The organism is Bifidobacterium thermophilum (genome assembly GCF_002846655.1).
GTDB lineage: Bacteria > Actinomycetota > Actinomycetes > Actinomycetales > Bifidobacteriaceae > Bifidobacterium > Bifidobacterium thermophilum.
The window spans coordinates 1-24,869 of sequence record NZ_PCGX01000003.1 but is presented as its reverse complement, the minus strand read 5'-3'; the positions used below and the strand labels follow the sequence as shown (position 1 = coordinate 24,869).

Annotated in this window: 16 protein-coding genes; 5 read left to right on the top strand and 11 right to left on the bottom strand. The window is 54.5% G+C overall.

The annotated features are described in order from the left end of the window. Positions 1-21: 21 nt before the first annotated feature. Genes CQR48_RS01890 through CQR48_RS01875 form a run of 4 tightly spaced genes read right to left on the bottom strand, consistent with a single transcriptional unit; the run spans position 22 to position 3,714 of the window. Positions 22-777, bottom strand: a complete 756-nt coding sequence (locus tag CQR48_RS01890) for a DUF4422 domain-containing protein (RefSeq protein WP_180335092.1) — start codon at positions 775-777, stop codon at positions 22-24. After that, positions 767-1,690: a glycosyltransferase family 2 protein gene (locus CQR48_RS01885; protein WP_101451800.1), complete on the bottom strand. Its 924-nt coding sequence runs from the start codon at positions 1,688-1,690 to the stop codon at positions 767-769. Before CQR48_RS01885 ends, CQR48_RS01890 begins: the two co-directional genes overlap by 11 nt. Next, positions 1,684-2,802, bottom strand: a complete 1,119-nt coding sequence (locus CQR48_RS01880; RefSeq protein WP_101451799.1) for an EpsG family protein — start codon at positions 2,800-2,802, stop codon at positions 1,684-1,686. The genes CQR48_RS01885 and CQR48_RS01880 overlap by 7 nt, the downstream gene beginning before the upstream one ends. A 24-nt stretch (positions 2,803-2,826) precedes the next feature. Further along, positions 2,827-3,714 carry a glycosyltransferase family 2 protein gene (locus CQR48_RS01875; RefSeq protein ID WP_180335091.1) on the bottom strand — a complete coding sequence of 296 codons (888 nt, stop codon included), beginning with the start codon at positions 3,712-3,714 and terminating at the stop codon, positions 2,827-2,829. A gap of 609 nt (positions 3,715-4,323) precedes the next feature. Between CQR48_RS01875 and CQR48_RS01870 the strand changes: the two genes are divergently transcribed. Beyond that, positions 4,324-5,364: an acyltransferase family protein gene (locus tag CQR48_RS01870; protein ID WP_101451797.1), complete on the top strand. Its 1,041-nt coding sequence runs from the start codon at positions 4,324-4,326 to the stop codon at positions 5,362-5,364. 69 nt (positions 5,365-5,433) lie between these two features. On the opposite strand, the gene CQR48_RS01865 is transcribed toward CQR48_RS01870, so the two are convergent. From CQR48_RS01865 to CQR48_RS01855, 3 genes are all read right to left on the bottom strand, one after another. Further along, positions 5,434-8,256, bottom strand: a complete 2,823-nt coding sequence (locus CQR48_RS01865) for a starch-binding protein (RefSeq protein ID WP_244898889.1) — start codon at positions 8,254-8,256, stop codon at positions 5,434-5,436. A 442-nt stretch (positions 8,257-8,698) separates the two neighbouring features. Then, positions 8,699-9,796 (bottom strand): endonuclease/exonuclease/phosphatase family protein, encoded by a 1,098-nt coding sequence (locus CQR48_RS01860; protein WP_101451795.1) that lies wholly within the window; start codon positions 9,794-9,796, stop codon positions 8,699-8,701. Between the two features lie 299 nt (positions 9,797-10,095). Next, entirely contained in the window at positions 10,096-10,704 is a 609-nt protein-coding gene (locus tag CQR48_RS01855; RefSeq protein ID WP_101451794.1) for an arsenate reductase/protein-tyrosine-phosphatase family protein, read from the bottom strand. A gap of 424 nt (positions 10,705-11,128) precedes the next feature. Between CQR48_RS01855 and CQR48_RS01850 the strand changes: the two genes are divergently transcribed. Then, positions 11,129-12,856 carry a sugar transferase gene (locus CQR48_RS01850; RefSeq protein WP_101451793.1) on the top strand — a complete coding sequence of 576 codons (1,728 nt, stop codon included), beginning with the start codon at positions 11,129-11,131 and terminating at the stop codon, positions 12,854-12,856. A gap of 461 nt (positions 12,857-13,317) precedes the next feature. Next, on the top strand, positions 13,318-15,021 hold the full coding sequence (locus CQR48_RS01845; protein WP_101451816.1) for an MDR family MFS transporter: 1,704 nt from the start codon (positions 13,318-13,320) through the stop codon (positions 15,019-15,021). Between the two features lie 71 nt (positions 15,022-15,092). Here the strand turns inward: CQR48_RS01845 and CQR48_RS01840 are convergent, their stop codons facing one another. Together CQR48_RS01840 and CQR48_RS01835 are read right to left on the bottom strand one after the other, a co-directional pair. Next, a complete protein-coding gene (locus CQR48_RS01840) occupies positions 15,093-16,517 on the bottom strand; it encodes an Nramp family divalent metal transporter (protein WP_101451792.1) in 1,425 nt (474 codons plus the stop codon). Positions 16,518-17,617: 1,100 nt separating this feature from the next. Continuing rightward, positions 17,618-18,319: an HNH endonuclease family protein gene (locus CQR48_RS01835; protein WP_180334502.1), complete on the bottom strand. Its 702-nt coding sequence runs from the start codon at positions 18,317-18,319 to the stop codon at positions 17,618-17,620. A gap of 32 nt (positions 18,320-18,351) precedes the next feature. Between CQR48_RS01835 and CQR48_RS01830 the strand changes: the two genes are divergently transcribed. Beyond that, entirely contained in the window at positions 18,352-18,675 is a 324-nt protein-coding gene (locus tag CQR48_RS01830) for a hypothetical protein (protein ID WP_101451790.1), read from the top strand. A gap of 88 nt (positions 18,676-18,763) precedes the next feature. Here CQR48_RS01830 and CQR48_RS01825 read toward each other — a convergent pair whose 3' ends face one another. Then, positions 18,764-21,637, bottom strand: coding sequence for a CAP domain-containing protein (locus CQR48_RS01825; protein ID WP_101451789.1), 2,874 nt, complete (start codon positions 21,635-21,637; stop codon positions 18,764-18,766). A gap of 217 nt (positions 21,638-21,854) precedes the next feature. Further along, positions 21,855-23,093 carry an ABC transporter substrate-binding protein gene (locus CQR48_RS01820; protein ID WP_180334501.1) on the bottom strand — a complete coding sequence of 413 codons (1,239 nt, stop codon included), beginning with the start codon at positions 23,091-23,093 and terminating at the stop codon, positions 21,855-21,857. A gap of 148 nt (positions 23,094-23,241) precedes the next feature. Here CQR48_RS01820 and CQR48_RS09095 point away from each other — a divergent pair, with 148 nt between their 5' ends. Continuing rightward, positions 23,242-23,397 (top strand): hypothetical protein, encoded by a 156-nt coding sequence (locus CQR48_RS09095; protein ID WP_180334492.1) that lies wholly within the window; start codon positions 23,242-23,244, stop codon positions 23,395-23,397. Positions 23,398-24,869 lie beyond the last annotated feature (1,472 nt).

The following is a 24,869-nucleotide window of genomic DNA, read 5'->3' as shown; positions in this document are numbered from 1 at the left end:
CATTACAACGTTCGTCAAAGACTAATAGAATATTTTTTTAATAGCATTTTTGGCTGTAGGTAGAAGGATATTTTCTTGAATGTTATATACAGGCTTTTCTATTATATGGCAATCATTTGCAAGGATCCATATATTAAACAGACGCTCTGACAAAAAGCCATCAACACGTTGATTATATTTGTCATTATATTGATGTTTATAATCCTTGTCAAATAGATGCAATATTGGAAAAAGCCAAGAACAGTAAGAATTAAATGTGTCCTTATCAGCTATCATCATGTTGTAACAATACATCCATTTACGATTGAAAACAATATCACAATAAGGTAAATATCTGGAATCATAATACGACAAAATGGAACGTATCGATATTAAGTCCTTGATATCATGGAAATCACTAAAGTCATCAAAACAAGACTTACGAAAATAACGTTTATTTGGAACGACAACGTCGCCATGCTCAAGCTCTTGGAGATGTTGCTCAGAAATTGGTTCCAAAAGAAGCCTACGGAATAGACTAGAAAAGAAATATCTACGATAATGGCAAAGGCCAACATACTTGTTTGTGCTATTTTTCCAAATCCAATATAAAACCGTTAGTTCGCAATAAGATTTATTGAGATTCGAAATGTTATCTCCAGTATTGTCTAACAGATAATTCTGATACACCTCGCCAGTATATTGTTCTGCTCCCGCAATGATTGGAGAATATATCGAGGGAAGTGGGATTTCTATCTTTTGTTGAGTCGCAACATATAAGTTAATATCAACGGTCATTAGAAGCTCCTTCAAACGAATGATGTCGTAGTATGATCCCGTCATGAAGACCACAGAGAATTGCTCTAGTTTTATTTATTTTATCTCTTTCAAAGAATAATACTCGAATTAGGTCACGAAGAGGTCGATATTTCTCCCATTTCTCACCCTGACTGAACCCCTTATCCTTTTTCAACAAATAGATGAAGTTCCTCGTTTGATAGTAAAGTCTAAAAGGTGAATATGTTACGAGATAACGCTTTTTACCGAGAAAATTCACATATTTAGGGTTACTGCCGATTTCATGCGGTAATTCAACATTCCTCATTTGTATTATTCGGTAGTTAGCTTTATTCAAACGGTAGCAATAATCATCATCGACATAATCGATAAATAAAAAGTTATCAAACCCACCAATGGCATTCCACGCCTTGACAGAAGTTAATGAGCCGGATGTGATACATTTTGGCACGTCAACAAATCTACTGGCTGTGTTCTTGGCATGATACTTCTCTTTTGGATTATCAAAGCGCTTGTTTGTCCTGACGTCATAAAAGATAGGACACATAATACCAACGGTAGATAGATCGAGCGCATTTGAAGCATCAATAAATTGACTGATTTCCGATGCCTCAAATTGACTATCTTGGTCAAGAGTAAGCACCCAATCAATCCCATCTTGTAAAAAATATTCCATAATTTGATTCAGCGCACAAGCAATCCCAAGATTTTTATCATTTGAAATGATATTAACCTTAGGATATCGGCTCAAATTATCTTTAAGCTCGAATTGATTGTCCGACCCATTATCGACGATAACAATTTGTAGATTATCGATTTCGGCAACATTGTGGATTATCTGCCGAATATCGGGATTGTATGTTACAATACCGATACCGATATTTTGATTGTCTTTCTTTGCATTTATCACCATATTATACCTGCTTCCAACATTGGTACAAGTACATCTTTAATTGATATACTATAGAATAATAATAACGCTGTTATTATACAAAAAACAGCCCTCATCATCCACTGCTTTAATACAGATATTTTTACATCTGGTATCCCCAAGCCGCCTTCTTCTATATAATATTGTGAAATATAATCTTCTATTACGAAAGCCATCGCTAATTCCGGCAATCTAACTAAACGCGTTGTATCTGGAAACTGGAAAATCAAGGGTGATGCCAGTAAATATATTAGCAGCATACTCATGTTGCCCTGATACATTGCAGAATGCTGATTTAGATAATCATGTTTGTTCATAACAGATATTGTTATGCCGTATATAACAAGCAAAACAGACGCTATAAACATTAACTGATTATAAACAAAACTCGATACGTCACTTCCAACAGTCATGTACAAGTTGCTCTGTTCATTACCCAATACAGATTGCATTATCCTGATGTAGATATTTGGGTTACACATAATTATCCCAAACACGATTACTGTCACAAATCCGACAATCTTTATATTTTTAATAATTTTGTTGATCGCAAATACGCCAATATATATTATTGTTGTCGCATGTATTAAACATGCCAACACCGCTAAAACAATTGAAAATATTTTCAGTTTTTTACTTGATATATTAAAATATATGATATATGCACAATATGCTATTGCTATAGACAAAAACTGTCTGATCTGAACTACATTCACTAAACCTGGGTATATCAATAAAGTAATTATGATACTGTTTATTGAATCTTTATAATATGCGCTTATACCAATTATTAATATAACTGATGTCATCACAATGCATGTTTGGAATAATCTATATGAAATCCCAATACTATTGGATATCGCCATTAACACATCCCATAATGGATGAGTTGTAATTCCATTCTGAACGCCCTTGACAACATCACTGTAATCATTCTCATACATGTCGTAATCAGGTCGATCAGTTGCCTGCCAGGCAATATACCCATACATTAATGCAACAATTACACCAGCTCCAACACTTATCTTCTTATTCCACTGAACAGTGACAGCGAACAACAATGTACAGCATAAAATTAATATAACTGCATTCATAAAACGGCATCTTTCTTCTATTTTTTATGCCCCACACAAGGGGTGATATCTCTCCACCCTCTTTTTCGTTCCATCAACTACTCCCTTTATAAACATTTTCATCTTCTCATGCTTATTATTCTCAAATAACAAGACTAGCATCATCTGAATAGGTATTTGGTATACGCCTTCCATTTTATTTAAAACATATTTGCCATATTTCTTTGTATAGTATATTCTGTTTCTCGCTTTGTAATAGCACCTCATCGGCGAATGGCCAAACGCATAAAATCTTTCAATCTTCCAACTTCCATCTGACTCTTTACGCGGCGTGTACAACCATGTCGGCTTCGCGTTGCCCACCTCCTGTATTAATTTTGCCCTATTTACCTTTAATAATTTATATCCATTCAACAATAACCGCTCATTAAAATCATAATCAACATAATCAATGAACATATATTCATCAAAACCACCGACTCTCGACCACGCACAAACATTAGTTAGGCTTCCTGCCGTAATGATGCCTTTTCTCGCAGCGGTTGTTACTTCTATAATTGCATTATCGTTTGTGTCTTTTGTCTTAAATCCCTTATTTCGATCCAAAATCACTGGAGATACTATTCCAACATTCTTCGCCACATATGGAAGCATCTCCGCTATCATATTTTCAGTTGCCACAGAGTCTTGATCCATAAGCAATACCCAATTTACTCTGCAATCAGACGCCTTCTGCATGATGACGTTAAGAGCAGCAGCTATTCCCTTATTTGAGTGCAACTCGACCAAACAAACATTATTGTAATGTTGCAACAGCTTTTTTATATCATCAATATTCTTCGACCCATTGTCTGCAACAATAACAGTCTCAGTCTGCTTGGCAATCGATGTTATGTTCTCTCGTAACCTCTCGATTTCCGGATTGTAGGTCACGATTCCGCTAAAGATGCGCATAACCCCTTATACCTCCCCACCACGATAATTTCATGGATGATATGCACGAATGCAATGAGGAAAAGCATATTTCTTCCTCTTGACATACTCAGTTGAACGCCATAGCTGCCCCCCACCTATAATTTTCTGTGTGGTTAGCGTCATGGCTAGGAACCTGATTGATTGAAACATTTATGAGACATTCTTTTCCCGAGCATAGTACGAGTCAATGCTCAACTAAACGAGCATCTGTCAATCCGAAAGTATTCTGGTTCTCCGGTCTGCTACTCCGTGGCAGATGATATAAATATTGTAGTATCTTGGTGATTTCAGACAGAGGCATACAACATCTTGCATTTCAAACCGACAGACAATTATTCATAATTAAAACAAAATTCTCGATTCCAATTGATTATTAATCATCACATCGATATTATTATACGCGCATTTATTTTAGATTTTGCAATTATTTTTTACTGGAGGACTCTAATCTACATTATCAACAGACTTAAAAGACCTCATATTTAAAATACAATCATTATTGTTATTCACAATTACTCTATAATCAAGGAAAAATATATGATTACGACTAAAAACAGAATTGAATGAATCGATATAGCCAAAGGAATCGGAATCACACTGGTCAGCTTCGGACATCTACGCAACGGGGAAGGGCAGAGCGAATGGCTACCGGAATTGGATACGCTCATCGCGATAATATACCTATTTCACATGCCACTGTTCTTCGTACTTGGTGGCATTACATTCAGCATGAGAGGAGGCTTCCGTCAATTCCTAATCCGAAAAATCAAGACACTCATCGTTCCCTACTACATTTTTTCTTTGTATTATCTTGCAAAACCATTCGCAGTATTTGTTACAGCTGCGTGGCAAGCACAGCACAGTGCAGCTGCATCTGCTTTGGAAACTAGAATAATCAATGTACTTTTCATGGGCACAGGTCTATGGTTTCTCATGGCTTTCTTTATAGGTGAATTGCTGATGTACGCAGTAATTACAATCGCTAATCGCACAGTATACTGTCAGCACTTCATCACAGTCGTCGGCTTGTTTGCTATCATCATCTTTTCCATATACCACGGAGTGTTATCGCTTCCAGAACTGCCTTTCCAACTCGACCGCGGTGTTCAAGTCCTCGGTTACATGTGCCTTGGTTACGCGTTCAAAAGAACATTAATCGCTCTCACACATCGACAGGGGGTCATCCTCTTCTTGCTTGCCACTCCCCTGTTCTCGATACTCGCGATTACCAACAGCCTCTGCACACCAGCCATTGCAACATTTGAGTCAATCCTCGCCGCAGTTATCGGATCGACAGCTGTCATTGGGCTCAGTGTAGCGATAGCTCAAAATCGCATTATTGCCTCAATAGGAAAAAACAGCCTCGTATACTACGCATTGAATAATTTCACACTAAATGTATGTCAGCTGGGAATCTTCCGCGTGCTCAATATCAATGCCACAACCTGGCCCTGGATTGGCCAGTTCCTCATGGGCATTGTCGTCACAATACTTGCTCTCGCACTGCTCACGATTGAAAATGCGATTGTTCAGCGCTGGCTGTGGTGGACGATTGGAAAGCCGCGTCCTGTTGCGACTGTTCCCGCTATGCACGCCGAATCCAAATAATAGCCTCCTAAACCAGTTGGTGTGGTGCGCAGCCCAAGCCACGCACCACACCAACCCGCTACCGACCGGCTACTTCACCGTCACTGCCAGCTGATACGTGGCATCACCCGTGGTGACGCTCACGGTGCTGGTGCCGGCAGTCACGCCGACGATCAGGCCGGTTCCGGTTACGGCGACTGCCGCACCATCGGACCACCACTTCGCGTTGGGCATGGTCACGGTCTTGCCGTTTACACCAAGCTGCACGGTCTTGCCGGCGGCAATGGCGAGCGCACCGTCCGCCACCCCGTCACCGGTGATGCCGTCGGCCGCCGGCGGCACCGTCTGGCAGCTCAGCGTGTTCAGTGTGTCGCCTCCGGTCCATGCCATGGTTCCTTTCAGTTCCATGCCTGCCTTCCGGGCTCCGGGGGTTTGTTGCGAGCCGCCGTCGTTGAAGATCACGCGGTAGGTGCCGGTTCCCAGGTCGGGAACTTCGTACCGGTACATGCCGGCTTTCGCGCAACCGTCATCAGCGGTCAGCCGGGTCATGGCGACACCCGGCCATGTTGCGTTGCTCTTCGCCGAGGTGCCGTCGCCGGTGTATACGTAGGCATACAACGCGTTCCAGCCGCTCGGCTTTGACGCGTACACCACGTTCTTGGTTTCGCTGCCGGACTGGCTTGCAGTCACGGTCACGTCAACACTCGCGGTGACATTACCAACGCTCGCTGTAATGGTTGTAGTACCGGCTTTGAGCGCCGAAACACGCCCGTTGGCATCCACCGTGGCGATCAATGGACTGGATGAAGCCCAGGTGACCGTACCGGTTGCCGTGCTCGGCGTGACAGTGGCAGTCAGCTGTGCAGTCGCTCCGGTGCTCAGACTGAGCTTGCCGTCAGTTACGCCGTCACCGCTGATGGCCACCTTGGTGGCCGGGGTGCTGCATTGCACTGTTTCCAGCGACGTGCCCTGTCCGTCCCACTGCACCGACGCACCTCGCGTGAACGCCATGCCGGCGACCATATCCGCGGGATACCGGTTACTGGAGCTTCCATTGTCCGAGAAAATCACACGGTAGGTTCCGCCGCCAAGATCTGGGACTTCCACACGGTATGTCCCGGCTGTCGCGCACCCGTCATCCGCGGTGAGCCGTGTCATGGCAACGCCCGGCCAGGATGCGTTGGATGCTGCGGATGCGGAACCATCATCCTTGTAAATATAGGCGTTGATGGCGTTCCACCACGAAGGCTTGGTCGCGTACACCACGCTCGTGCCAGTCGTTTGCCCGGAACCGCCTGTGCTGGAGCCGCTTCCCGAACCGCTCGTCTGATAGAAGGCACTGACCGCGTAGGCTTTCGCCGTACCAGCGGTGATTTTGCCGCCGGAGACGGTGATGGTGCCGCCGTTGACCTGGTCGGTGTAGGTGCCATCGTCAAGGGTGGTGTCCGAACCGGCGAGGTTGACGTCGCCGCCCATGTTGGCGATGACCACGCCATCGTCATCGGTCTTGCCGTCCTTGACGTAGCGTTCGACCATGAGGCAGGAGTTCTGGCTCTGGCAGTTGCGCAGGTACTCGCTGTTGCCGTTCATCTTGTTGCGGAAGTGGTTGACCGCCACCACAGCTTTGTCTTTCCACATGTTGTCACCGGCATCACCCAGCTGGGACTGCTCGGCGAACTGGGCGTTGTTTCCGCCGGATCCGACCGGGCGGTTGAAGTACAGCGGGGCGCCGCCGGCACGGGAACCGACGATGGCCCAGCCCATGCGCAGCTGATAGTCGTTGAGATACGTGGATTCCTTGTCGTCGTTCGCATAATTATCATGCGATTCGACCCAGGTGACCAACTGGTCATCCTTCGCACCGCCGTTACGCAGGCTCGTCAGGTTGCCGGCGTTCAAGTTGCTGCTCCTGATGGCCACACGCACGGTCTTGCCGTAGTCGGAAGCCGTGGCGCCGCCGCCATCGGAGGAATACTGGGTGAACATGTTGGTGTAGCCCGTATAGTTCAAGCCGTTGTCACCCTGGAGCACCTCGCCATACTGGTACTGGGCGCCGTTCTTCAAAATGGTCTCCCAATACACGGAATGCTGCGGGAACTCGTCAGGAAGCTCGACGTGCTTGGCCGCATCGAAGCGGAAACCATCGACACCGTCATTGACTGCTTCGACGAGGAAGTCCTTCATCTTGTTGGCGGCGGCCTGATTCTCGGTGTTGATATCCCACAGGCCGAGCAGATGGCAATGCGTCACCTGCCAACGGTTGCTGTAGTTGATCTGGTCGCCGTGCTTGCCCGGGCAGTTGGTACGCGAGTGGAACAGGCTGGTGTCCTTCCAGTCACTGCCGATCGCGTTCCAATCGGACGTGAAGTGGTTGGCGACCACGTCAACGATGATACGCACGCCGTACTTGTGGGCTTCGGCGCACATATCCTTGAGGTCTTGTTCGGTACCGACCACGAAGTTGCCGATGGTCGTGTCCGTCGGCTGGTAGACGTAATACCAGTTGTTGGCGAATTTCTTGCCGTTGGCGGGGTCCGTCTTGATGGCGCTCATCGGCTCGGTCTGGACCGACGTGTAGCCCGCTTCGGCGATCGCCTTCATGTTGTTCTTGATGGTGTTGAACGACCACATCCACGCGTGGAGGATTGCGCCGTTCTTCATATCTTTGGTCAGGCCATACTTCGCGCGTGCGGCTTCGAAATCCGCATTGCCCAGCGTATCGGTATAGCTGTCACGGCCGGTTCCGGCGGCGAGCGCCGTCTGCGTACCGACAATGGAGAAGCTGGCGAACAGCATGGCGCATACCGTGACACCGGCCAAAATGACGCGCATCACATCATGTGACGCGCTATGGTGATGCCGTAATTGTGCGGCATCGGTTGAGAGTGCAGTCGACCATCGACCAGTACTCATTGAGCCTCCTTGACTCGACGGAATCGGGCATCGCCTCGATGGAATGCCGCGGTTCTGCTGGTGTTATGGCGCCGGACACTGTTGTCTGACACCAGACTCAGTTTATGCTGAGCGCAAGCCTGAAAACGATTGCAGAAACCATGTCTGCCGGCTTATGAAACAGTTGCATCGCCGGGCCTTCAAACGGTTCTCTCCATTCGCAACAGAAACGCCAAATATGTTGTCAAAGCGATTTCGACACGCCGGGCGTGTTGAATCACCGGGGTGAAACATGACAATACGGCGTTGCAACATGCCATGCCGGTATTGCAATTTTCATCACCGCTGCCGAATATTCAGCACCAACGTTTCAGACAAATATGCGCGGATATTCGAAATACGGGAATGTAACGTTTGCATAAGATTTGCATGCATACTGCCGGTCTCTGCTTGCCTGTTTCGTTCAGTCCTCGACATCAAGCGTGCCGAGCAGGGCCTTGTGATCAGAGCCGGCAATCGTCACCGTCTCCAGATCCCCGACCACGACACTGCGATCATGCACGATATGGTCGATCTCCACCAGTGACGGCACCTTGACCCGACCGCCGAACAAGGTGATATTCGACGGATACGTCATATGGAACCATGAGCCGTTCTGCTCGCCGGCGTCAACGAAGCGGTCACCCAGCAGGAAACGGAAGCTCGCATGGTCCCACGTGGAGTTGAAATCACCCATAAGCACGAACAGGCGGGCATTCGACTGCAACTTCGCGATGCTGTCAAGGCCACTGTTCCACAGGCCCTGATTTCTGGGCCGAGGAGAGAAGGGGTGCACGCTGCCGAAGCACACCGTTCTCGATGCCATGCGCACGCATGCCGACGGCACGCTGGATGCTTCGATGGGGATTAAATCGCCGGTCGTGCTGACAGGCTTCGCTGCGGTGTACAGCACGTTCACCCCGCCGTTGTCATGGCCAGTCGGCGCGGCCACCACCGAGTACGGCAGCGCACTACCCAGCCCGGCGGCCGCCAGACGCTGCAACAGGCCAGTATTCGCCTCCTGCAAGGTCAGCACCTCGACATGCTCCTCGCGTACCGTGCGTACGATTTGCTGGGCATCGGCCAAGCCGTTCTTGGTGTTCAAGGTCATGACGCGGGCATACCGGTCCGCGGAACCGCCCGTGAGGCTCGATACCGACGGCAGTTCGTGGGTACGCTCATCTGACGTCCAGATATACCCCCAATGCCAGCACAATTGGGTCAGCAAGCACAACGTGCACACCACCGCGAGCGCCCGACGACGCCCGATCAACGCGCACACCAGCGTAACCGCTGAAACGCACGCCATCCACGGCACGAACGCGACCACCACAGGGATGTATTTCTTGCCGTCAAGACCGTTAGGAGTCATGCGCAGGACCATGATGCCGATCACCGCAAGCGTGATCAGCCACAAGACGGTGAACAACGGGCGTGCACGCAGGGAATCCTCACGCTGCCAATCGCCGTACAAATCCTGATCGGTGTCGACCTGGTCATACAGCTGCTGGACATCACCCATGCCATACCTCGTTCCATGATTCCTTGATTCCAGGACGCGAGATTCCCTGCGAAATCCGCGCGAAACCCCGCGTTCTTGCCATGCGGCCTGCCGCGAACTCCCCGGAAACGACATGCGACCACCTTAGTGCACCAGCGGCGAGTGTGACAGACGGTGTTACAGAAGTCTCACGAAACAAGAATATACGGCGAGGTTTGCGTGGATGCTCTGCGGCACAGCTGCGCATGAAGCCGAACGTATGCGGTTCAGCGAGCGTCGGGACACTTCAGGCACACCTTGAACCGCCCCGAACACGCCTCTCAGACGGTGGCTGTAAGCCCCTGCCACATAATTTGCGTGCGCTGCGGGGCCGCCATAACGCCATAATGCTTGCGCATGCTGGTGAGAATCGTGCGCAACGCGGCATTGGTCTGGTTGGCGGCGATGCGGAACTTGTCGAATTCCTTGCCATGCGGGTCTTCGATGTCCGCGGATGGCGGGAGCATCGGGCGGACCATCGGCGCTAGACTGATCACCGAATTGAGCCGTTCCTGGATGGTACGGCCCTGTACCATGCCGTGCTCGGCGCAATATTGGCATAGCGCAGCGAATTCCGTAAGCACGAAGGTGTAGCGAACCGCCGTTGGCGCAAGGGTCACAATATCTTTACGCTGTGAAGCCTCGAAGCACAGAATCAAATCGGCCTCCTGCGCGATCTGTCTGGTCAGACGCCGCGAACGGAAGCCACTGGAATCAATGCCAATGCTGGACATGAGCCGGGCGCTCGACGGATCGATGGGATGCATGGGCAAGCCCTTGGTGCCGGCGCTGCTCACCGTGATGGAAGTGCCGGAAAGGTAGCGGGACAACAGCAACTCGCCCATGGGCGAGCGGCAAATATTACCGGTGCACACGAACACAATCTGCATACGACCTACCCTTTTCACGGCTGGGAGTCTTCTTGGGGAAGACCTATAAGCCACCATTCTACCGGGATGGCACGTCTTTGTGAACGACCATATAGAAGACCATCTCGACCGGGGCTTGGGGGAAAAAAGGGAAAGAGACCTCGGATGAACTCTATGAATTTCAGCAATCATCGAAAACATGCTATTGAAACACCTATGACGACACAATGAAACAACATTGCAGGGCAATGTGTTGGATTGATATCGCAAACATGAGAAGCTACCAATTTGTCGTTCAGGGTCAGGGTATACTCGACCCCAGAACATGCCGTGAGCCCTACAAACCGGTTCGATATTCAAGAGCCGAAACGGTCCATACTTCTTCAAGCATGGATAGGGGGGGGGGAGGCATAACAAGACGCTTACAGACAGGAGAGTACAGAAGATGCCAGCTCGGGAAAGCTCCACAACCGCAGTGCAATCCCGTGACCAGCGTGTGCAGGACATTCCTGCTCCCCCGGCCGCGAAAAGCAAGCCACGTGTAGCCGCATCCGGCGCCGCCCACCCAGGGCAGACCAGTCGGATCGAGTCATCCGAGCGAAGCCGTGAAACATCGTTCTTCGATGGATCGTATTTCACGCCTGACGACCAAGGCGTTCTGCATCGCACCGGCAACACCCATCCTCCGCTGGGGTACACCATTCCCCGCTGGCGGTACGTGTACAACACGACGCTTGTCGTACTTGATACCGTGATGGCCTTGCTCGCATGCTGCTTGGTATTCCTGTTCAACCGCGATGCATATCACTCGCTGCTTGCCAGCCACGAGCCAATCGACGGGGTCATCGGATTCCTAGCGATTGTGTGCGTCTCAAACCTAATCTGCCTGTACCTGTGCAAGAGCTACGAGCGACACACCATGGGCGAAGGCTACGAACTGTACACCAAGCTCATCAACGCCCAGCTGCTGAATTTCGTCATGCTGTGCACCGCCACGTACATCTTCAAGCTGGGCATTCCCCGCACCTTCACCTTCCTGGTGCCGATTTTCACGTTGCTGCTGTTAATCATCGAACGCTGGCTGATGCGCCGGTCGCTTCACCGCAACCGCAGGAACGGCGAATACAACTATCCGACCGTCATCGTCGGTTCCCCGGACGGTATCCGTGAGACCATCGCCAACCTTGGAGAAAACAATTCCCTCGGTTATGACCCCATCGCGATCTGCCCCATCACGGCCATCTACAAATCCCCTGACGCGGATTCGCCACAGCATCTCGTCTCCGTACCGTTCGAGGCGCAAACCGATTTCGAGCGGAAGCTGAAGGTCCTGCCACTGAACTCCCACCTGCCGCAAGCCGCAAAACGGCTCAACGCACAAACCGTGCTCATCAGCGATGTGCTCACCCGCGACTCGGAAACCATGCGCACGCTTTCTCTGGCCGTGGAATCCATGGGCATCGAACTTGCTTTGACCACGAAGGTCGCGGATATCGGTGGGGCCACGCTCAACATGCGCAATGAGACGTCTCTGTCGGTGCTGACCGCATATCTGCCGCAGTACAGCCTCAAGACCAGGATTCTCAAGCGCATCTTCGACATCATCCTTTCGACGATCGCCATCATCATCAGCTCGCCAATCATGGCATATGTAGCGTTCCGCGTGCACCACGAGGACGGCGGCCCTGCAATTTACAAGCAGCAGCGCATCGGCCTGTACGGCAGGCCTTTCACGCTGTACAAATTCCGGTCCATGCGTGTCAACGCGGACAAGGAAGACAAGAAACTTGCCCAGGAGATGGGCGCTGAACACGGCATCCTGTTCAAGCCAAAGGATGACCCACGTATCACCAAATTCGGCCATTTCATCCGCAAGACATCATTGGACGAATTCCCGCAGTTCTTCAATGTCTTCAAAGGTGATATGAGCTTGGTTGGACCACGACCACAACAGCAGTATGAGGTCGACGAATACAACGCGCTGTACTCCACACGACTGCTCGTCAAGCCAGGCATCACCGGGCCATGGCAGGTTTCGGGGCGTAGCGACCTGAGCCAAGAAGAATCTGAGCGTCTTGACGTCTCCTACGTCGAAAACTGGTCGATTACTGGAGATATCGCGATTCTGTTCAAGACGGTTTCGGCGGTGCTGAAAGGCACCGGGTCTTACTGATTCACTTACTGATTCAGACGATTGGCTGGTCGGGCTGGTCAGGTCAGTTAGGTCAATCAGACCGATCTTGCCAATTAGACCAATCGAAATCAATGCGCGGAATCGAACCTGTCAAGTGACCGGTATCGCGGGATAACCGGTTCGATCCCATTCACTCTTGCGGGAAGTCTTGACGCGCCGGGAAGGGGACGTATCACGGCATTCCGCTATAGCTTCCAGTGGGCGGTTGCTCGGGCATAAGGCTTGGGCAGCCGCCCACTGTCGTTGTGCGCCGGCATGACTATCATGGAAAGTTCCAAGGCAATTAGGAAACACAGGTACGCGACACCCGGGAGAGGTGCCACACGGCGTGACGATGAACTGGCGAAACAGGTGAGGTATTGAGCAGGAGAGACGATGACAGGCGACAATCCTTGGCAGGCAGGAACGCGACGACGGACCAGCGAATTGGAGGCAAACGAATCGGCAGGAAAGTCGGCAACAATGTCGGCAAGCCGCTCGATTCCGCGGACGCATACGTGGACGGGCATCTGAGCCGAACCGCGTTCATTTCGCTGATCATTCTGACCTTTATCACCTTCGTCGGCAATTTCACCCAGCTGCAACTCAGTTCGGCGCTGCCCACCATCGTCAAGGAATTCCACATCAGCGTCACCACCGGGCAATGGCTCACCTCGGTGTTCCAGCTGGTCATGGGCGTCATGGTGCCGCTGACCGCATATCTCACCAGGCGGTTCACAACCCGGCAGATCGTCATCACCTCCATGCTCGTGTTCACCGCCGGTTCAGTACTTGCCTGGCTTGGCCCGACCTTCGTGATTGTATTGCTCGGGCGGATCCTTGAAGCCATTGGCACGGGCGTCATGTGGCCGGTTCTGCAGATTACCGTCTTCTCCATCTACCCGTTGTCCCGTCGCGGATTCGCCATGGGGACCGTCGGCATGGCGATGAGCGTCGCACCGGCCATCGGACCGGTGATTGGCGGGTGGCAGACCGATGCGAACGGATGGCGCTCGATTTTCATGACGTTGACGGTCATCGGCGCGGCTTCGGTGCTGCTGGCCTTCTTCGGGCTGCACAACTTCGGAGTCACCGACCGCAGCACGAAAGCGGACTTCTTCTCCGTATGCCTCTCCATCTTCGGTTTCGGCGGGTTGATGTTCGGATTCACGAACATCGAGGCGCACGCATTCACGCATCCGCTGGTCTGGGTGCCAATTCTTGTGGGCATCGCCGGCATCATCTGGTTCGTGATGCGGCAGATTCACATGGCAGCCGCGTACCGGGCGTGGGAGCGTGTGGAGAACGCCAATGCCCAGAGCAAGACCGGCGTTACCGTGGCAGGCGCTACTGTGGGTATGAACGGACGCGCAGACGCGCGGAACAGCGGACGTACGGCTTCCGCCGCAGCGTCAGGCGAATCGGCACGTGTTCCATCCGGATTCCCGGCGCCGCGACCGGCATTGCTCAACCTTGGCGTCCTGCGCAACAAGAGCTTCACCGTGGGCACCATCTGCGCTGCACTGAGTTTCTTCGCATTCAGCTCGATTATGGTGATCATTCCGCTGTACATCCAAAACGACCGCGGATATAGCGCAACCATGAGCGGCCTGATCATGCTGCCGGGCGCCATCGGCCAGTGCATCGCGCAATTCTGCGGAGGCCGGCTGCTCGACCGTTTTGGGGCGCGGCCCGTTGCACTGGTCGGATCGGCCACACTGCTGATCGGCACCATCATGATGAGCATGATCGGCACCGATACGTGGATCTGGTGGGTATCCATCTCGCAATTCACACGCCAGATCGGCATGGGTCTGGTGCTCATGCCCGTCACCACATGGTCGCTTAACTGCCTCGCCCGGCAGGAGGTGTCCGCGGGATCGGCTGTCACCAACACCGTGCGTCAGATAGCCGGGGCCATCGGCGCGCCGGTTATGGTCATCACCATGGAAACCCTGACGCGGGTGTTCCACGAAGGTGGGCTGGGATCGACACTCGCCAACATCGACGGCGTGAAATGGACGCTGCGCATCAGCGCCTGCTTCGTGCTCGCGCAGCTGCTGCTCGTGATGTTCGGCGTGCACGGGCGAGGCGCAGGCTCGGCGCGGGAGGCGGCGCAGTACGCAATCAAGCGGATGCGGTCGCATGGGGGTGCCGGAGATTGAGCCGACGGCGACGCAGCAGGTAAGCTGAAGCCATGCCTCGGGGCCGCCGATGTCGGGCGGGCACGCTTGTCTCAGTTCTGACCAGTCATCGTGAGATATACCAACACCACGTTCAACGCGATGATCAACACCGCAACAAGCAGGAACACTACATGCTTGAACAAACCATCGCGGTACTCCCCCATCAGCCCGCGGTCACGGGTGTACCGCATCAGCGGGATAATCGCGAAGGGAATACCAATCGACAACACCACCTGACCGATCACCAACGTATACGTCGGATTCGCAGAAAACCACAGCACGACCAGTGCCGGGACCAGCGTCACAATGCGGCACGCCCACATCGGCGCGTGAATATGCAGCAGTCCGCGCATGATTTCGGAGCCGGCGTATGTGCCCACCGAAGTCGACGACAGCGACGAAGCAAGCAGGCCGATTGAGAAAATCGTTCCCACCGCCGGGCCGAGCGCCATCTCAATCGCATGCTGGGCGCCCTCGATGGTGTCCGTGCCCTTCATGCCGTACAGCGAATTAGCTGCCAACACAAGCAGCGCAAGATTCACCGTGCCCGCCAACGCGAGCGCCCACACCACATCAATCCTGGAGCCGCGCAGCAACTGTCTGGTGTCCGGTTTTTCTTCGTCTGGAGCATAATGATCGTTCACCAGCGTCGAGTGGAGATAAATCGCATGCGGCATAACTGTCGCGCCCAGAATCGACGACGCCATCAGCACCGAATCCGCGCCACGGAACCGCGGAATCAAACCGGAGAGCACATCACCGCCGTTCGGCGGGTCGACGAACAGGCCGGTGATGAAGCCGAAGGTGATCACCAGCAGCATCGCGATGACGATTTTCTCAAACACACGATGCGTGCGACCGCCTTGGAACCACAGCAGAACCGTTGACACCACGCCGATTACGCAACCGCCCCAGAACAGCGGCAGGCCGAACAGCAGGCGCAGTGCGATTGCTCCGCCGATGACTTCCGCGAGATCCGTTGCAATCGCAATCACCTCGGCCTGCATGAAGAACATGTATCGGCCGGCGTCGCTCATCCGTTCGCCGAGGATCTGCGGGAGCGACTTGCCGGTCACGATGCCGAGTTTCGCGCTCTGATACTGGATCAGCACGCTCATGAGGTTCGCCAGCACCAGCACCCACACCAGCAGATAGCCGTAGCGGGCGCCCGAAGTGATGTTGGCAGCCACATTGCCCGGGTCCACGTAGGCGACCGCGGCGACGAAAGCCGGGCCGAGGATCGAGGCGAGCGCATGGCCGTGGTGGTGTGGTTGGGGTTGGGTGTGGGATTGAGTGGGCTGAGGGTGTGCGGGTTGGGTGGGCTGAGGGTGTGGTGCGCGCCCGGTTCTCTGCGCTGCCGATGCTCCCGCGGGCAATTTGCCACCCACGCGTCCGCGTACTGACTGATTCGGATCCAGCTGCGCCTTGTGGGCGGCTGTATCCGTATTCTTTCCCCGATGTTCCGACTCGTTCATGTTCAACCAGCTCTCATGTCTCGTCGTGATATCTCATATTCATTGTCGTGCCGGCGGGGTGACCGCCTCACGAGTCCGTTAGTGTTATAGGTCCGGTTTGTAACGCTGTGTAACATGGACCGGCATGCGGCCTCCAGCCCTTGCGCCGCAAGGCGACACGCCGTTGGCCGGTGGAGAAGGATGCCAGGATGAGCGCCGAAACGTGAACGCCGGGACAGAGGAATCGGAGAATAAATCTTGGGCCTTGCCCGGAATCGGACAGCTTGACACGCACGCGCCTGAAATCGGGAGCGAAGTGTCCGATTATCCCGTCATGCACTTCACCGATTCGACTCGCACACATACAGAATCTGGGGCCGTCGATGAATCCTTATGTTTGAAACCAGCTCGATTCGCATCTGGTGACCGCAATATCCATTGGGCCGATCCATCACGATGCCGACCGCTTCGCATTGCGCCCGGGCAAACCATCCGCAGGGCCCAAATCAGAGATTGGATGTTGAAATCCGACTCAGGTCGCATGCATCGGCCACACAAGGCGATGCCGGGCTACCACTCCGTAGCGTACCCGACAGAAAATCGCAGAACCAAGCCATTCTGGAACAGGCCTCGTCCGACTCTGCGTACGGGGCCAGCCCGTTTCACGGACCAAATCGGAAATCAAATGCCGGACTCGGAACCAGTCCACGGAACACCACCGGACAAGGACCTCCGACCCGTCAGGCATCATCGACCACACGCACCAAGCCGCGGAATTCCAACGATTCCCACCGGTCATCATTGCCTCGCACAACCCGGATACAGCAGACGCCTGGCCTGAATCGAGAACCAGCCGCCGATATCCGATTCAGTCCAACCGCTCCACCGAACACAGACCGGTCGCCAACACCACCATCAACCCGAAACCCCGGAACCAAGCCAATCACCCTACACCACCCGACCGCGCGGACCCCAAAACCAACCCGCTGCACGGACCAAATCAGAGATCAGACGTGAATATCCGATACAGTCCATCAACAACACCCCACCCGCATGAACCACCGCCTGCCACCACCGCATCCGCCAACTTGTCCTAACAGCAATCAGCGCGAATCCGAAGTTCACCGTGTCTGCTGGGTCGGAATCTGCTGATTCGGACATCCTCGCAGCACCGCGGCCATCGCCTCACGTTCCTGTGGCGTCACACTCAGCCCATATTTGGCCTTCACCGCGACCTGCAACGCCACATACGTGCAGCGGAACTCAGCATTCGTCGGCAACCAGTATGCCGCGGACGCCGCCCCCTTCTCCTCATTCGCAGGACCATCGACTGCTAGCAGATTCAACGGATCATTGCCGAAATGATACCGCTGTGCACGGTTCCACCGGAATGCGCCGGAACGCCAGGCATTCTCCAAGGCAACCACATGGTCAATCTGGACGGCGGTGCTTGATTGTGCGCCGCGTACGAAAGCAATCGTGCGGCCGGTATACGGGTCTTCGAGCGTGCCGGACCGCACAACGCAGCCACCCGCTACGGTGAAGCGCACATCATGCAAGTCCCGCGCGAGAATATCGTCGCGGATGTCACAACCGTTCCCGTCATCGTCGGTCTGGCGATACCCGAATTCGTCGCGCTCGTACCCTTTGCCGGATTGCCGGGCATTCACCACGAGCGTGCGCAACACATCGGCGACCGGGCCAGTCGCCACGTATTCTCCGGTGATCCGCGCTGCCGGCGGACTCACGTACGGCAGAGCCAAACCGACCGCAAAACCGAAGCACGCGACCACAACGATGACAATCAGGCATCTCGCCCGCAGACTCGCGAAACGCGGGCGGCTGAAACGCCCCGATGAAAGATGTTGCCGCCGATGCCAGTGAAATCGCCGAAACCGTTGCGATGCCCGAGGAGACTGAGACCGCGAAGACTCCCGAAACCGTTGATACTGCTGATACTGCTGACGCCGCCGATACTGCTGATATTGCCGATATTGCTTCCGCCCACGGTCCATGGCTCCCCCTGCCCGTTATCGATGTGTCCGATGTTCATGACATCTCCGTCGCCGCTCCCCAGCTTGCCCCGGATTCAATCTATCGGACGAGTACGACAGCCTTGCCCGCCCATTCATACCGGCCACAATATGACACTTCCCGCACTCCGGGTCGCAAGCATTGACACATACTTGAGACTCCGAGTGCGGGAAGGTCATGCAGCTACCTGCTACAAAGCAGGTCAGCACGCGCAAGTCAGCACGCCGGTCTGTTTACCAGCGATCCTGATGTTTGCCGGTCTTCTTGGCAACGCTCAGCACAGCACCTGCACCGGCAAAAGCCGCCAGCGCCAGCAACGAGGCAGTCATATCGGCTCCAGTATGGGCAAGCTCGCCATCCGACGGCTTGGCCTTCCCCGTGGCAGAAGAAGCAGCAGTCGAAGCTGATGCTGCTGCATGCCGCGCCGGCGTGTTGGACTGCTTGGCGGCTTCAGCTTGCTTCTGTGCTGCTTCACGAGCGGCATCCACCGCGGCCTGAGCCGCCTTGAACTGATTCAGCCACAGATCAGCAATTGCCTTCTGCGCTGCCGCGTTACCAGACTGTTCTTCAGCGGTCTTGAGCTGCTCTTGAGCGGCTTTCAGCGCATCTTGGGTTTCCTGCACTCGCTGGTCTGCCGCCTTCTTGCTCGATTGCGCATCCTGAACAGCCTTCCGCGCATTAGCCAAGGTGGCGTCCGCAGAATCGACAATGCCCTTGAGCGAAGCAAGCTTCTGCTGTGCCGCCTGGTAGTCGTCTTGCGCCTGCTTGAGGGCGGACTGGGCATCAGCCAAACGCTTGTTGGCGTCAGCAAGCGTGGCATTCGCCTCGCGCAGAGGCTCGGCAGCGGCATCGGCAGCCTGTTTCGCCTGAGTGGACTTCTCGTTGGCTTGACGCAATACCGCATTAGCCGCATCCGCCTTCTGCTGGGCAGTCGCGAGCTGTTGCTTGGCCGTCTGGTATGCGGCAAGCGTGGCGTTCGCCGCGTCGATCTTGTCTTGTGCCGCCTTCACAGCCTGCAAAGCCTTCGCATACTGTTGCTGCGCCGCCTCACTATCCGTCTTTGCGGTTGCAGCTGCCGCAGCAGCCGACGTTGCCGCTACCTGCTTCGCTGCGTAATCAGCCCTTGCCTGAGTGAGTTTCTGCTGCAACTGGGAATCAGCGGATTCGCCGGCGTGGGCAGCCGCTTGGGCTTGTGCGACCTTCTTGTCTGCAGCGGTCTTGTCCGCCTGTGCGGAGGTCACATCGCTCGCGGCAGCCGCAGCCTTGGCATTCGCGGAATCCAGAGCGTTCGCGGCAGCCACGGCATCCTTCTGCTTGGACTGATATGTCGCCAGCGCAGCCTGGTAAGCGGCAGGTGCCTGTTCAAGCATTGCGCGGTACTGTTGCACGTCCTTGAGATAGTCATCGACGCTCATGACACGGCCGAGGGAATATTCCTTCGTGAAATCGCCGCGCTTGTATAGCACATCACTTGAAGAGCAGAACTCTTGAGCATCTAACAGGGGGAGGAACGGACGCGGATCGTCTTCCCAATGCGCGGCATACCCGCTATGGCCGAACCCTGTGGTCTGATAACCTGAATCTACGATGTTCAGATAGTGTCCGGTTTCTTGACCATCGTTATCGATATACGACTTCTTCTCTTCGGTATACCACCCATCGAACGGATCTGGATATCCATATGAAAGGTTTTCACCAGCGTTATACAGCTTTGTATGACCCCGTTTTACGGATGCGTAATTCGCGTTCGTCATGCCTATAGCCATCAAGGTATCAGACACCGTGAGCGCATTCCTGCCGGGGAACTGGTCGTCAGACTGACGCAGCTTGTTGCCTTCCTTGATGTAGTTCAAGGCAGTGATCATGTTGTCGAACGATGTCGCATCCTTGGCATTGCCGATCTGTGTCGCCGAAGCATACGGATTCTCCGTGGTATCGGTCAGCACTTGGGCCGCATACGACTGGCCCTTATCGGTGAAGTACGCCAAAGCGCCCTGCTGAAGCTTCTTGGATGATTCGTCAGCCGCCACCTTCTTCGCATCGGCATCGGCCTTGGCAGCGGCTGCAGCCTGATCAGCGGCGGTCTTTGCGGCCTTGGCCTGCGCTGCATTCTTCGCAGCCTCGGCGGAAGCCTGCTGAGCTGCGGCGAGCTTCGCAGCTGCCTCCTGCTGGGCTTGCTGAGTCTGCTTGAGGTTGTCGGATGCACTCTGAGAGGTTCCAGCCTGCGATTCAAGCGTCTTCACGGTTTGAGCCGCGGACTCGGCCTGCTGCTGAGCGGTTGTGGCAGCAGACTGTGCATCATCGGCTTTGGTCTGCGCGGTCTTGGCCGACTGTTGGGCTGATTGCGCCGCGGACTCGGCCTGCGCCTTCTCGTTGGTTCCATCGGCAAGCTGCTGCTGTGCGGAAGCGGTCTTCGCCGGATCATTGGCATCAACGGCATTCGCGGTGGCTTGTTCAAGCTGCTGATTGGCGGCATCAGCCTGCTGCTGAGCCGACTTCTGCGCCGCCTGGGCCTGCTGGAGTTGGGCATTTGCATTGTCCGCCTGCTCAGCTGCCTTGGTTTGCGCCGTCGCTGCAGCTTGCTGGGCGCTGGATGCGGCGTCAGCCTGCTGCTGGGCGGCCTGCTGGGCGGCCTGGGTGCTCTTCACGGAATCCTGCGCCTGCGGAAAATCGGCTGTAGCCTGCTTAATCTTGGCTTCAGCATCGTTCAGCGCCTGCTGTGCAGCCTGCTGGCTTGCTGCGGCATCAGACGCCTGCTGCTGGGCTTGCGTCTGTGCTTTCGATGCAGCTTCAGCCGCGGCACGGGCGTCTGCTTCCTGTTTCTGGGCTTCAGCGAAAGCCGCGTTTGCGGAATCGGCACGCTGTTGCGCTTCATCAAGCGTCTGGGGAGCCTGAACAGATGAAGCAGCAGATACGTCATCTTGCGCAGAGGTATCGGCCGAGCCGTCGGCAGAAGACACATTGCCGCCCTGCACGCTGCTACTAACAGGCGTCATGTTTTGATCAGCGAGCGCAACATCCCCCGGTTCGGCGGCCATAGCAGCGACCGGGCTGACCAGTGTGGCTGCCGCCACTGAAATCCCCACGAATTTCTTCTTCGAAGTCATCACAGCTCCTTCTCATCTGTAATATCAAGCCCCTGCCTGATTACTTGGTTATTCTACAATCTTTGCTGGATTTCTACCCAACGAATCCCGGCCGCTGCATGAACCAACCCGATCTTCCCAACAACCCAAATCACACCGTCAACAACCCCAACAAACAAGCGAACGGCGGCAAGCTGCCTGCGCAACTTGTCGCCGTCACCCGAGCGTATCGCCGAAATCACGCCACCTTGCCGGATTGCAAGTGGTCGAAGACCGGCTTGTTATCGCCGTCGAACTTGTAGACGCCGATGTTGGCGCTCGACGGATCATGGTCCTTGTTGAACGGGCCGATGCCGGTCAGACCTTGGTACTGAATGGATTTGCCGCCCTTGATCAGCGCCAGGCACTCCTTGTAGCTCTTGCACTTCGTGCCGCCATCCGCACCGGAGACCGCAGGCAGATTGTCCTTGATCGTCGCACCGTCAACCGCGCCACCCTTCTGGGCAGCGAGCGCGGACAATACTACTGCGTCATAGGTTTCAGCCGCATACGTGAAGTTCTTGACCGACGAATCAATGGACTTGATGCGTTTTTGGAACTCGTCACTCGCTTCGGCGCCTGGAATCGTTGCGGCATCGCCCTTCAACACACCGGGGTCGAAATCGCCCGAATAATCCTGGGTGTTGCCATCAGTCAGGTACAGCTTGTTGGTATCGATGCCTTGGCTGATCATTTCCTTGACCAACGCTTTGGTCTGATCGAAGGCAATCACCAGAATTGCGTCGGGGTGGGAGGCTTTCAGCGTGGTCACCAGTGACGAGAAATTCGTCTCCGTCGGGTCGAAGGTCTCGGTCTTGCCGTAGACGATATTGACATTGCTGTCGGCGAGCGTATTGACGATCACCTTGCGCAGCCCAGTGCCGTATTCGTCGTTGAACACCGCGATGGCGAGATTTTGCACGCCATCCTGTTCGATGACGTTGCCCATCACCGCGCCCTGCACGCCGTCAGGGGCGATTGTGCGGAAGAAATACTCGTCGATGCCGGACAGGCTGGGCGATGTGGCGCCGACCGAAATAACCGGGACCTTGGAACCGGAAGCCTGCTTGTAGATGTTCTTGGTCACCGAACTGGACGGCGAGCCGATGATGACGCCCGGCTTCTTGGCGAGCAACGACTGCACACCGGAGGTGTTCTGGTCGGCGTGGTCGGCGTCTGAGGAATCGGCGATGGCGGTGTTCACGTCTTTGCCGAGCACGCCGCCTGCCGCATTGACATCCTTGACGGCGAGCTTGAACGCTGCGACCGTATCGGGGCCGAGGTATGACAGGCTGCCAGTCTCAGGGAAGAAGCCGCCGAGCATCAACGCCCCGGAATCGGCTGAGGATGAGCCTGATGACGAGGATGCCCCCGAGCCGCAGGCAGCGAGGCCGGACAGACCGAACGCGGCGGCGGCGAACAGTGCGGTCGCGCGCATCGTCGCCGTGCGAGCGGAGCGGCGGCGACGCATGCGTGCGTGGTGGTGTTTGCGGTTGAACCGCTCGTTGTCCGGGCTTGACGCATGGCCTGCTTCGTGGCCTGCTGCGGTATTGTTCATCGCATGCCCGGTATCTGTGAATCCAGTCATGATAGCTTCCTTTCTTCTGCTTCCCAAACAATCCGCCTCCCCGGGAACCGGTATCAAACTGATGCTTGAGCTTGGGCTTGAGCTTGGGCTTGAGCCTGGGCTTGTGCTCGAGCCGATTCGAATCATCGGCATCAAACGCGCGTCTCATCGATAGCGGTTTGCGCCAGATGATGGTTTCCGGTGCAATACCGGGGTGTTGCGTTGCGCACCATTGTGCGGATTGAACATTTCCCCGCCGTTCCTCTTGGGCAACATCGCTGTTGCCGGACGGGACGGCGCGTAACCATCAGCGCACAATCGTGTTTCGGGGGTGGTTTGACTGGGCGGGGGTTGCAGGGGCTGCGTTTGGCGGGGCCTAGGTGTGATGCGGTCGTAGTTTTGTGGGGCGTGAGTATTGCAGGGGCTGGGGCGGTGGGGCGTGAATGCGGTGGAGTCGAAGCCTGACGGGATTCGGCTTGGTACAACGGAGTACTATACGGTATGGCTATCTGCCGTATCTGTAGTACCTGCCGGAAGCTATCTCGCTTATCTGTGTTCGTCACCCGCAGATACCTGCAGTAGGGTTGTTGATTTTCCGCGGATTGTACTTGCGGTATCAGGCATATGCGAACACAGATAGCTGAGATGCGGTCCGCGAGGTACTACAGATAAACGAGATGCCGGAGTTCCGATACCACAAGAATGCGAACGCCAGCACCGAGCCGACACAGGTCGCAGTGGATGGGAGCACAAAGGCTCCACTATGTGAGGATTGGCTCGCACAATGGCCTGACAAGTAACCGGAATCGGCCACACGGGCCAGCCAAAGGGCGAGTTTGTGAGGATCAGCTCACACAATGACCCGACAAGGGGTCAGGGCAAGCAATATCAACAACCCGAGGGGAGAGTTTGTGAGGATTCACTCACACAATGACCATGCCTGCGGTCGGGGCTAGCAGTACCGGCATCCCAAAGGGGCATCGTGTGAGGATTGACTCACACAACGGCCCGGCAAGTAACCGGAATCGGCCACACGGGCCAGCCAAAGGGCGAGTGTGTGAGGATCAGCTCACACAATGACCATGCCGGCGGTCGGGACTAGCAGTACCGGCATTCCAAAGGGTCATCGTGTGAGGATTGACTCACACAACGGCCCGGCAAGTAACCGGAATCGGCCACACGGGCCAGCCAAAGGGCGAGTTTGTGAGGATCAGCTCACACAATGACCATGCCGGCGGTCGGGACTAGCAGTACCGGCATTCCAAAGGGGCATCGTGTGAGGATTGACTCACACAGTGACCGGATCGACGACCAGAACCAGCCACCCGCATCAGCTGAGCGGCCACCGTGTGAGGATTGACTCACACAACAGCCCCACCAACGACTGAAACCAATCATCCGGACCAACCGAAGGGCGAGTTTGTGAGAATCCGCTCACACAACGACCCGACAAGGGGTCAGGGCAAGCAATATCAACAACCCGAGGGGAGAGTGTGTGAGGATTCACTCACACAATGACCATGCCGGCGGTCGGGACTAGCAGTACCGGCATTCCAAAGGGGCATCGTGTGAGGATTGACTCACACAACGGCCCGGCAAGTAACCGGAATCGGCCACACGGGCCAGCCAAAGGGCGAGTTTGTGAGG

Excerpts from the sequence above, each read along its gene's own strand:
- CQR48_RS01850 (WP_101451793.1), top strand. The coding sequence starts at position 11,129 with ATGCCAGCTCGGGAAAGCTCCACAACCGCAGTGCAATCCCGTGACCAG.
- CQR48_RS09095 (WP_180334492.1), top strand. The coding sequence starts at position 23,242 with ATGATAGCTTCCTTTCTTCTGCTTCCCAAACAATCCGCCTCCCCGGGA.
- CQR48_RS01855 (WP_101451794.1), bottom strand. The coding sequence starts at position 10,704 with ATGCAGATTGTGTTCGTGTGCACCGGTAATATTTGCCGCTCGCCCATG.
- CQR48_RS01840 (WP_101451792.1), bottom strand. The coding sequence starts at position 16,517 with ATGAACGAGTCGGAACATCGGGGAAAGAATACGGATACAGCCGCCCAC.
- CQR48_RS01825 (WP_101451789.1), bottom strand. The coding sequence starts at position 21,637 with ATGACTTCGAAGAAGAAATTCGTGGGGATTTCAGTGGCGGCAGCCACA.
- CQR48_RS01880 (WP_101451799.1), bottom strand. The coding sequence starts at position 2,802 with ATGAATGCAGTTATATTAATTTTATGCTGTACATTGTTGTTCGCTGTC.
- CQR48_RS01860 (WP_101451795.1), bottom strand. The coding sequence starts at position 9,796 with ATGGGTGATGTCCAGCAGCTGTATGACCAGGTCGACACCGATCAGGAT.
- CQR48_RS01820 (WP_180334501.1), bottom strand. The coding sequence starts at position 23,093 with ATGCGCGCGACCGCACTGTTCGCCGCCGCCGCGTTCGGTCTGTCCGGC.
- CQR48_RS01865 (WP_244898889.1), bottom strand. The coding sequence starts at position 8,256 with ATGAGTACTGGTCGATGGTCGACTGCACTCTCAACCGATGCCGCACAA.
- CQR48_RS01885 (WP_101451800.1), bottom strand. The coding sequence starts at position 1,690 with ATGGTGATAAATGCAAAGAAAGACAATCAAAATATCGGTATCGGTATT.
- CQR48_RS01890 (WP_180335092.1), bottom strand. The coding sequence starts at position 777 with ATGACCGTTGATATTAACTTATATGTTGCGACTCAACAAAAGATAGAA.
- CQR48_RS01830 (WP_101451790.1), top strand. The coding sequence starts at position 18,352 with ATGAAAGATGTTGCCGCCGATGCCAGTGAAATCGCCGAAACCGTTGCG.